The following is a 10,426-nucleotide window of genomic DNA, read 5'->3' on the forward strand; positions in this document are numbered from 1 at the left end:
CGGCTCGCCTCGTCCTCGACGTATTGGAAGCCCAGCACATTACCCATGGGCGATTCGGGAACGGCAACCGCGAGATCGACCGGTGGTCGACGGACCTCGGTGGGCAGGGTATCGAACAGCTCGAGTTCGGCGGCGACCTCCGGCCACATGGCGAGCATCAGGTTGAGCCGGTGCGCCATCACGGCTACCGCAATGGCGAACTCCAGCCGCCACACGTTGCGGTCCAGGTCGCTGGGCGCGACCTTGGTGCCCTGGACCAGTTCGGAGCCGGTCAGGTCGGTGAGCCAGCTTCGGACGTCGGCTTCCCGGACGTCCTCGTCCGTATCGGAGAGCAGGCGTTCGGTCAGGTCCGCCAGGCCTCGTGCGACGCCATCCTCGGCGATATCCGTCGGTGCGTCGATGAAGGCATTGAACTGCTGCCGGAGTGCCTGGTAAAGGGGGTCGTCGTCCCACCCGGCGTCCTTGCTGCCGGAGAGTCCGGCCCAGTCCTGCGCCAGGCCATCGAACAGCGACCACGCGGTGAAGTAGTCGGGGTCGAGCCAGCTCAGCACCGGCTGCCCGGGGCGTACCCGGTCGCGGTGCAACAGCTGGTAGATGACGTCCGCTGCGGTACGGGCGTTGTTGAGCGCCAGCGTGAACCGGCGGATCTGCCGGGATCGCACTTGGGCCCGGCCTGCCGCGCGGAGCCGGTCGCTGACCCGGGTGCCGATCTCGTCGATCCATGCCTCGTCGCTGGGCCCGAGTAGCACCTGCGAGTTGGCGAACATGGAGTCAAGGTTGGCCTGCACCTGGTCAGCCTCATCGACGAGGATCAGATCGCTGCGGCGCCAGGCGGCTTCGAGGTAGCGCAGCTGGCCGTCGCTGAGCGGAGCCGGCACCCGGGTGTGGACCAGACTCCAAGGGGTCGCGATCCAGACGTTTGCGGTAACCAGCCGCCTGGCCGCTTCGTGTCGTTGGCAACGGTGCCACAGTGGGCAGGTCCGGCGTGTCCCGCTGCGCCACCCGTCTACCGGCTCGTCGCCATCGGCCGTGATCAAATCCTGGCAAGGGGCTGCGCGGACCGCCAACGGGGTGGCAGTGTCCCGGACGCCGTCCAGCCCGCAAGCGGTGCTCACCAGGTCGAAGCCGTACGGGGACCGGGGTAGCAGGCGTCCGGGAGCCGGCGGCTGCAACCGGTGCAGCCGTTCCGCGTGCCGGGTCCGGTTCTGTCCCATGATCGGGGCAGCCGTCACTCCCTCGTACGCGGACAGCTCATGCGCTGCCCGCAACGCTGCCGAGTTGTCTCCCACCACGATGGTGACCTGGTGGCCGTGACAAGCCATCCACACAGAAAGGATCATGACGAGGGTAGTTTTGCCGACGCTGACCATGCCGACCAGGTGCAACATCCGGTCGATACGCAGTGAGGTCGCCACGCCGAAGGTGTCATCGCCTTGGCGGACCTGGACGATGATGTCCTGCAGGCGCTCGGCCCACCTACTGTCGGGACGGCCGGCGCGCGCGTCCGCTTCCTCCATCCAACGGGCCGTTTCCACGAGAGCGGACCACTCGACCTCGACCGCTTCCCGAGCCCGCACGGTTCCGTCATGTCGCACCGGCGGTAGTGAGGGCGGCAAGTCCTCCGGGATATCGATGCCGACGCCACGCGCCGTCGACGCCATCCGATAGCGGCCGGGATCGGCGTATCGGGCCTGCGCTGCGGCAAACGGCAGCGGAGCGGTGAGCAGTTCCTCATACCAATCCCACCGTTGTAGAGCAATGCGGCACTCCCGACGGACCGGGCGGCCCAGTTCGTCGAGACGAAAACCGCGGACTTCCTCGGACACATCGAGGTACGCACGCAGTTCGCGCTCCCATCCGTATGATCGTCGGCTGGGCCAGAGGATCGTGCGCGCGTTCGCCAGCCGCACGCCCGCGTCGGTGGGGACGTCCTCTACGGCATCCCACAGCGCCCGGTAGCCGTCGAGCAACGCGGGCACCCCGGCCGCCGCCTGGCCCTCCGCTACTCCTGCCAGCAAGTAGAGGCACAGCTCCGTGCGCATCAACGCCGCCGCGGACGGCTGCCCGTCGGCCGGCGTGTAGCTGCCTTCCAACGCCCTGCGGAAGCGGTTCTCGACCGACCTGATCTGCCTCACGACTCGTTCTCCACCCGTCGGCGCACCGCTTCCACGAACTGCTTCTCCGACACAGCAACCACCCGCTGCCCGGGTCGCACTGCCGGGCAGGCCCGGCGGAGTCGCTCGATGTATCGCTGCTGAGCCCGCACCTGCTCCTGCCCGACGACGACGTAAGCGCGATCCGCGTGAGCCGGCACCGAGAACATCCGGGCGCGAAGGGCTCGCCCCAACCGAGTGGGATTCCGCCACGCCTTGACATCTGCGACCCACGGCCGTTCGGCGAACACCGACAGGTCGCACGCGTCGAAGTCCGGCCACAACTCCACCGCTACGCCCATGTCCGCCACCACCTGGGCAATCCTGAGCTCCGCCCTCCCCGGAGCGGTGATGAATGTCCGTAGCTCCCGCCGCAGCCACCGCACACCCTCCGCGGCCGGATGTATTGGGCCTGCCGTCCCGGGAGCGGAACACGAGTCGTCCTCGCAGGTCCAGGTTCGGTCGTCATCCAGTGGGAGAAGCAACCCGCGGCATCCGCCGCAGGTGCGAACCACGCCGTCCGCGGCTGCCTCCGGCGGCGCCTCGGGGTATGCCTGCCGCACCTGGTCGGCGACCAGCGCCAGCTCCGGGTCAGCCAGGCGGGTGTCCAACTCCAGCGCGGTGAGCACCGGATACTCCACCAACAATCGCCGGAAGGCCACGTAGGAGGCCGGAGCCTGCGCGGCCTGCGTCCGGTCCATGACGGCCCGGATCAGCGCGTTCTCCCGCATCTCGCCCTCTACATCACCACGGAGGCTGCCGAGTTCCTCGCAGATCGCTGTCGGACGCCCGTAGGCCAGGAGTGACTCCTCCGGGTCGACGTCAGCGTCCGGCAGGTCGATCGGCCACTCTGCAAATGGAGTACCGGCCCATGACAGCAGCTCTACGACGCTCGCCGGAGATTCAGTCTCTTGGTGCCAGGCCAGCAGGGTGAGCCGGTCCAACGCGAGTTGGAGATTCGCCGGGTAAGGCAGCCGGAACGCTGACCTGTCGGCAGTCTGCTGCGCGTATCCCAGGATTCCGCTGGCGAGCTGAGCCAGCACGATCTGCGGGTCCGGAACCCAAACCGGAGCGGTGGACGGACGAGACATACAAGAACCTTCTAGTGAGGAGGGACCGAGGCCAAGTCATGTACGTCAATCCGACTCGACGACAGGCGGGTTTGAGAAGTCCTCGGTGGGCTGACATAGGTGGCTCGGGAGCGCAGCGACGCGCCGAGCAGCGTGGTTCCACTGCGCCGTCAATAGAAGCAGCGTCCGTGAACTATGTCAACAAGAAAAATCGGCCCGAGTTATGTACACTGCTCTCGTGCAGCAGAGAGCGAGAGTCACCGCAGCCGACATCGCCCGCTTGGCCGGTGTGGGGCGGGCCGCGGTCAGCAACTGGCGTAAGCGCTACGACTCGTTCCCGACACCCGTCGGCGGCACTGCGGCAAGCCCGCAGTTCGACCTCGACGAGATCGAGAAGTGGCTTGCCGAGCAGGGAAAGCTCACCGCTGTCGCGGCTGAGGACCGGCTCTGGCGCAGCCTGCTCGCCGCGGCCGGCGACCCGTCAGAGGCGCTCGCCGTCGCTGGCGACCACCTGCGTGGTGTGCGGACTCTGCCGTTCGAGAACCTGCGGCCGGACCTCGACTCGCTCGCCGCCCACCACGGTCACCGCACGGTCTTCGCGCAACTGTGGCAGCGTTTCGCCGACCTGCCCGGCCAGCGTGCTGTCACCACACCAGACACCCTCGCCCGCCTCATGGTCGTTCTGGCTGGCGTGCGCGACCGCACGGTGCTCGACCCGGCCTGCGGTACGGGCCGGCTGCTCCGCGCCGCCGCCGATCGAGGCGCCTCTGACGTATACGGCCAGGACAACGACCCTGCCGCCACCCGCCTCGCCGAACTCTGGCTCACCATCCACGACCTGCCCGGCGACATCCACACGGGCGACTCTCTGCGCCATGACGGATTCCCCGGCCGTACCTTCGACACCGTCGTGGCAAACCTGCCATTCGGGTTGACCAACTGGGGTCACGAGGAGCTCGGCTACGACCGCCGCTGGGAGTTCGGCGTCCCTCCGCGTACCGAACCGGAGCTGGCATGGGTGCAGCACGCTCTCGCCCACCTCGCACCCGGCGGGCGCGCCGTGTTGCTGATGCCGCCATCGGCGGCGAACCGGCGCGCGGGCCGCCGCATCCGTGCCGAGCTACTACGCCGCGGCGCGATCCAGGCGATCATCGCGCTTCCCGCAGGCGCGGCGGCGCCACATGCGATCGGTCTCCACCTGTGGATCCTGCGTCGGGAGGCCGGCCCGTCCGCACCCGAGGTGCTGCTCATCGACGCCACGACGATCGATGCCGACGACGGCGTCGCGGAGATCGTCAAGGCAGTCGAGACTGGTACCGGCCTGGCCCATGCCGTGCCGGTGATCGACCTGCTCGATGAGGAAGTCGACATCACTCCGGGCCGGCGAGAGCCAGCCAATGCTTCGGGATTGGACAGCGCGATCGTCGTCCGAGAGAGCCAAGAGCGCCTGATGGGCCTGGTCGGCTCGATTCAAGACCTGATGCCGAACCTCGACGTGCCGGTCGAGCCGACTGGTCCGCTACCGGCTGTCACAATGGGCGACCTGATCCGCTCCGGCCGCCTCCAGTTGCTCGGACCCGTCCGGGCGGCCTCGACAGACACTGACCCGATCCCGGACTGCCCTGTCCTGACCAGCGACGACGTTCTACAGGGGCGACCCGCGTCTGGCCGGGCCGACCTCCGACCCACGCCGGCCATCCCGTTACGGCCCGGCGACGTCGTCGTGCCAATGCTCGCCCCACACCTGACTGCCCGGGTCATCGGCGATGAAATCGCTCTGCTTGGCCGAGGGCTACACCTACTCCGATGCGACCCGGAGGAACTGGATCCCTGGTTCCTCGCCGGGCAGCTACGCACCTCCGCGAACGAGCGTCAGGCAGGCGGCTCGTCGGCCACGCTGCGGTTCGACGTGCGCCGCGCCCAGGTCCCTAGGATCCCGCTTGAGGAGCAGGCCCGCCATGGTGGCCTGTTCCGTCGGCTGCAAGGGGTCGATGACGCGATCCGGGCCGCGGCCGCTCTCAGCGGAGCGCTGACCCGGCAGGCGGCCGACGGCCTCGCGGCAGGGATGATCCGCGCGGAAACCGAGAAGCTTTGACCATTTGTGCGACGAGTGTCGCGATCAAATCACGTAGGGTGCTCGCACGGCATCGCGCAGCACACGCTACAAAGGGGGATCGATGCCCGCAATGACAACGGCGGCACCGGCTGACGGCAACCTTGTCTCGGTACGGGGCCAACGCTGGGTAGTCGGCAAGGTGGACGCGGCCGGGCGTAGCACGTTGGTCAGCCTGCAAAGCGTCGAGGACGGTCGGTACGGCGACACCCTCGAAGTGATCTGGGAGGTGGAGCCGGGCGCCCAAGTGCTGCCCACCGGCGCTCTCCCACCGGTCGTCGCAGGCAAGTTCGACCCGCCGCAGCGACTTGCCGCCTTCCTCGACGCGGTCCGCTGGTCCGCGGTCACCTCGGCGGACGTGAAGACGTTGCAGGCACCGTTCCGGTCCGGCGTGGCTATCGAGGACTATCAGCTGGAACCAGTGGCTCGTGCGGTCGACGCGCCCCGCGTCAACCTGCTGCTCGCCGACGACGTCGGCCTCGGCAAGACAATCGAGGCCGGACTGGTCGCCCAGGAGCTGCTGCTGCGGCACCGCGCCCGGCGCATCATGATCATCTGCCCGGCCGGCCTGACCATCAAATGGCGCGACGAGATGGCCGAGAAGTTCGGCCTCGACTTCACCATCGTCGACGCGGAGCGGGCCGCCTCGGTGCGCCGTACGCACGGTTCGGCTGCCAACCCGTTCCAGGTCTTTCCCCTGACCATCGTCAGCCTGCCGTGGCTGCGTGGGCCGAAGGCTCAGCGACTCCTCGACGAGGTGCTGCCAGCCGACGGCCCGGCCCACCCCCGCACCTTCGACATGCTGATCCTCGATGAGGCCCATCACGTCGCACCGGCCGCACCCAAGCAGGTCTACGCGGTCGACTCGCAGCAGACCAAACTGATCCGTCGGATCGCCCCGCACTTCACGAACCGGCTCTTCCTGTCGGCGACCCCGCACAACGGCTATCCGGAATCGTTTCGCGCGCTCCTGGAATTGATCGACGACCAGCGGTTCCTGCGCAGCGCCGAGCCGGACCCGGCCGCGGTCAAGGAAACCGTGGTGCGCCGGCTCAAGCGACACATCGTCGACGCCGACGGCAGCGCCCGTTTCGTCGAGCGGAAGGCGACCGCCATCCCGGTCGCGTATCCCCCGGAGGAACGCGAGATCCACGCGCTTCTCACCCGCTTCTCTGAGTCGCGCCGCAAGCGTCTCAAAACTCAGCGGGGCCGCAAGGCCACCGACCTGGTCACGCTCCTGCTGAAGAAGCGGCTGTTCTCCAGCCCGGCAGCCTTCGCCCACACCGTCGACGTATACCTCGGCACGCTGACGTCCCGGAAAGGAACGAGCCCGCCGGCCACCATCGACGACGACGTCCCGGAGTGGATGGACGACTTTCTCGACGACGTCGCGACCTACGACGACGAACAGCTCGCCGAGGCTGAGGACGACGCGCTGAACCGGATGGCCCCGATGCAGCCGGACCCTGTCGAGGACGAGGAATCCCTGCTCAAGCGAATGCTGGAGTGGGCCGAAGCGCAGGAGGCCCGGCCCGACGCGAAGGCCCACGAGCTGATCACCTACCTGAAGGCGGTCTGCCGACCTGACGGCCGGAACTGGACCAACGAGCGGGTCGTGGTCTTCACCGAATACCGCGACACCCAGATCTGGCTCGACAACCTGCTGCGCCAGGAAGGGCTCGGCACCCCGAGAGTCGCGCTGCTGCACGGCGGCACCCCACCTGACGACCGGGAGCAGCTCCGGCTGGCGTTCCAAGCCGATCCCACCGTGCAGCCGGTGCGCATCCTGCTCGCCACGGACGCGGCCAGCGAGGGCATCGACCTGCAGAACCACTGCCATCGGCTGGTCAACTACGACATCCCGTTCAACCCCAACAAGCTCGAGCAGCGCATCGGCCGGGTTGACCGCTACGGGCAGAAGGTCGCACCCGACATCCGGCACTTCGTCGGCACCGGCTTCGGCCACGCTGTCGACGCGTTCGAGGCGGACCTGGAGTTCCTATCCCGGGTCGCCACCAAGGTCGCCCAGGTAGAGGCCGACCTCGGCTCGGTCAACGCGGTCATCTCCGACGTGGTGCAGCGCCAGATGACCGGCGAGCGCGTAGACATCGACTTCGACAAGATCGGCAAGAAGGCGGCCGCCGACCAACTGCCGTCCGAGACCAACCTACGAGACCAGATCCGCCGGCTCCGCGCCGACCTCGACAAGACCGTCGACGAACTCGGCATCACCCCGGGGGCGGTGAAACGCGTCGTCGACACCGCCCTGGAACTGGCCCGCCAGCAGAAGCTGCGCCCGCACACCGACGACAAGCACCTGGGTGACGGCCTGTTCATGGTGCCGCCGCTGACCGGTTCGTGGCAGCGCGCCACCGTCGGCCTCACCGCCAAGCTGCACAAGAAAGACGAGCCGCCGCGGCAACTGCCGATCACGTTCGACGCCCGTCTGGTCAAGGACCGCGACGAGATCGTGCTTGCCCACCTCAACCACCCGCTGGTGGCCATGTCGACCCGGCTGCTGAGAGCCGCCGTCTCTAATCCCGATCTGGGCCTGCATCGGATCGCCGCCGTGGTCAGCGACGATCCCGCGCTGGAGGAAGTGCTGGTCGGCGCCTACTCGCGGTTCGTCCTGGTCGGCGTCGATGGTGTACGCCTGCATGAGGAGGTCCTCTATGCCGGTGGCTGGGGACCCGCACAGGGTCGGTTCCGCCGTCTGGAGAACCTCACCACGCTGGGCGGCATCCTCGACAGGGCCCTCACCCACGGCACCGCGGCCACCGAGATCGTCCAGGCCCGGCTCGCCGAACGCTGGCCCCGCGTCGCCGACGGCCTCAACGCCGCCATCACCTGGCGCACGTCGATCCGCGAGGAGGCGCTCTCCCGCAAGCTCGACCAGCGCCAACACGCCGAAAAGGACCGGATCAACCACAACTTCGACCGGTTCGAGGCGAGCCTGCGTCAGGCTATCGCCGACGACGACCCGGAGCGGGAGTTCGCTCTGTTCAGCCGCGCCGAGGCGAGTAAGAGCAAGGAAGAGCTGGCCCAGTACCGCCGGGACCGGCACCGACGGGAGGAACGCTTGACCAGCCTGACCGAGGAACGCCACCGCGAACTCGACGCTGTCGACGCCCGCTACCGCGAGCCGAAGGCGCACAGCTTCCCGGTGGCCGTGGTCTTCGTCGTGCCCAAGCGGGAGGCCACCCGATGAGAGGCAGCTACCGCCGGCACACTGCGGCCGCCGACTATGACCACAAGACCTGGCTCAGTCTGATCGAGGTCAGCGGCCCGTTCGCCAGCATCCCCGTACTGCGGCAGACCTGGCCCACGCTCGACCCGCTGGACAAGCCGGAACGCGAACGGCTACGCACCCACCACGCAGACTGGCTGACCGACCAGGCTGCCGGGCAGCCGGCCTGGTGCGACTACGTGCTCGGTGACCTGCTCGGCTGGGGCGACGCGCTACACCACACCGGCCTGGACGATCTCGCGGTTACCGTCGCCGACCACGACACCGTCCTCACCCCGGACTTCGTGCTGGTCCAGCCGGGCGAGGAGATCAAGCCCGACACCGTACGCATCCTCGGGATGAACTGCCCCGCTGGCAGCCGCCCGACCGCCCGGGTCAAGGACAGCACGTGGGCTGCGACACCGGCCGACCGGCTCGCCCTGATGTGCCGCCACCACGAGGTCGAGTTGGGCCTGGCCACCGACGGCCGGTTCTGGACCCTGGTATGGGCGCCCCGCGGCGGCGCCACCACCATGGCGACATTCGACACGGTCGCCTGGCCGGAGGCCGCCGAACGCGACGTGGTCCGGGCGTTCCGCTCGCTGCTGCACCGCCACCGCTTCTTCGCCGTCCCCGACGACGAGAAACTGGTCCCGCTGCTGCGCAGAAGCCTGGACAACCAAGAGGAGATCACCGAGGCGCTCGGCGTCCAGGTCCGCCAAGCGGTGGAGCTGCTGGTAGCGGCGTTCGGTCGGATCGACGTGCGGGACCGGGAGCTGGGTGGGCGCGGCCTGCAGGACGTCGACGCGCACGAGGTCTACCGCGGCGCGGTCTCGGTGATGATGAGGATCGTATTCTTGCTCTTCGCCGAGGAGCGCCGACTCCTACCGGCCGACAATGAGCTGTACGCAACTGCCTACTCAGCCGGACGGCTCTGCGCCGAGTTGGAGCAACGGGTCACCGAGGGCAGCGAGGAGGACCTGGAGCACAGCACTGCCGCCTGGCAGCGCCTGATTGCCTTGTTCAACGCGGTGTTCCACGGTGTCGACCACTCGCGGCTGACCATGCACGGCCACGACGGGTCGCTCTTCGACCCACAGGGAATGCCATGGCTTCCACTCAATGTGGACGATCGCACCGTGCTGCACATGCTGCGCGCCGTGCAGTTCGTCCAGATCGGACGCGGTGCTAAGACCTCGGAACGCCGCACCGTCAGCTTCCGCACTCTGGACGTCGAGCAGATCGGTTACGTCTACGAGGGTTTGTTGTCGTTCGAAGGCTTCCGCGCCGAGGACGTCACCGTCGGCCTGATCGGCAAGGACGGTGCGGAAGATGAGGTACGTCTTACCGACCTGGAAGCCCTAGCAGCGCAGCACCGTGACGCGCCCGGCCTTGCCAAAATGGTCGCCGAGAAGTACAAGGACTCAAAAATCGGCTCGGCGGCGGCCGTAGCAAAGCGGCTTGCTCCCCTAGAAGGTATCGAGCGGGAGGAGGCTCGCAAGAAGTTGCTCGCGGTGACTGGCGGCGATTATGAACTGTCGAAGCGGCTGCTCCCCTTTCACGGTCTGATTCGCACCGACCTTCGTGATCTCCCCTTGGTGGTGCTACCCGGGGCACTCTTCATCACCGAGTCGGCGTTACGCCGCAACACCGGCACGCACTACACCCCTCGCAAGCTCGCCGAGGAGATCGTCGAGGGAGCGTTGGAGCCGCTGGTCTACGAGCCGGGGCCGCTGCAGACCGCAGACACCAAGCAGTGGAAACCCAAGTCAAGTGAGGAAATCCTTGCACTCAAAGTCGCCGACATCGCGATGGGCTCGGCAGCGTTCTTGGTCGCTGCCGCCCGGTATCTCGGTCGGTACCT

The 10,426-nt window shown here is 67.9% G+C and carries 3 protein-coding genes and 2 pseudogenes; 3 read left to right on the plus strand and 2 right to left on the minus strand.

Annotated features, from left to right (window positions below; all coding sequences use genetic code 11):
* Both DMB66_RS49890 and DMB66_RS49895 read right to left on the minus strand, forming a co-directional pair.
* Nucleotides 1-2,042, minus strand: a pseudogene (locus DMB66_RS49890) (transposase); the annotation flags it as partial.
* A gap of 89 nt (nucleotides 2,043-2,131) precedes the next feature.
* A complete protein-coding gene (locus tag DMB66_RS49895; RefSeq protein ID WP_125811138.1) occupies nucleotides 2,132-3,244 on the minus strand; it encodes an HU-CCDC81 and SPOR domain-containing protein in 1,113 nt (370 codons plus the stop codon).
* Nucleotides 3,245-3,461: 217 nt separating this feature from the next.
* Here DMB66_RS49895 and DMB66_RS49900 point away from each other — a divergent pair, with 217 nt between their 5' ends.
* The 3 genes and pseudogenes from DMB66_RS49900 to DMB66_RS49910 form a co-directional block, all read left to right on the plus strand.
* Complete coding sequence (locus DMB66_RS49900) at nucleotides 3,462-5,318, plus strand: N-6 DNA methylase (RefSeq protein WP_125811139.1); 1,857 nt, start codon at nucleotides 3,462-3,464, stop codon at nucleotides 5,316-5,318.
* Between the two features lie 82 nt (nucleotides 5,319-5,400).
* Nucleotides 5,401-8,544, plus strand: coding sequence for a DISARM system SNF2-like helicase DrmD (gene drmD / locus DMB66_RS49905; RefSeq protein ID WP_125811140.1), 3,144 nt, complete (start codon nucleotides 5,401-5,403; stop codon nucleotides 8,542-8,544).
* A 218-nt stretch (nucleotides 8,545-8,762) separates the two neighbouring features.
* A pseudogene (locus DMB66_RS49910) lies at nucleotides 8,763-10,426 on the plus strand (SAM-dependent DNA methyltransferase); the annotation flags it as partial.

It is taken from the genome of Actinoplanes sp. ATCC 53533, assembly GCF_003947245.1.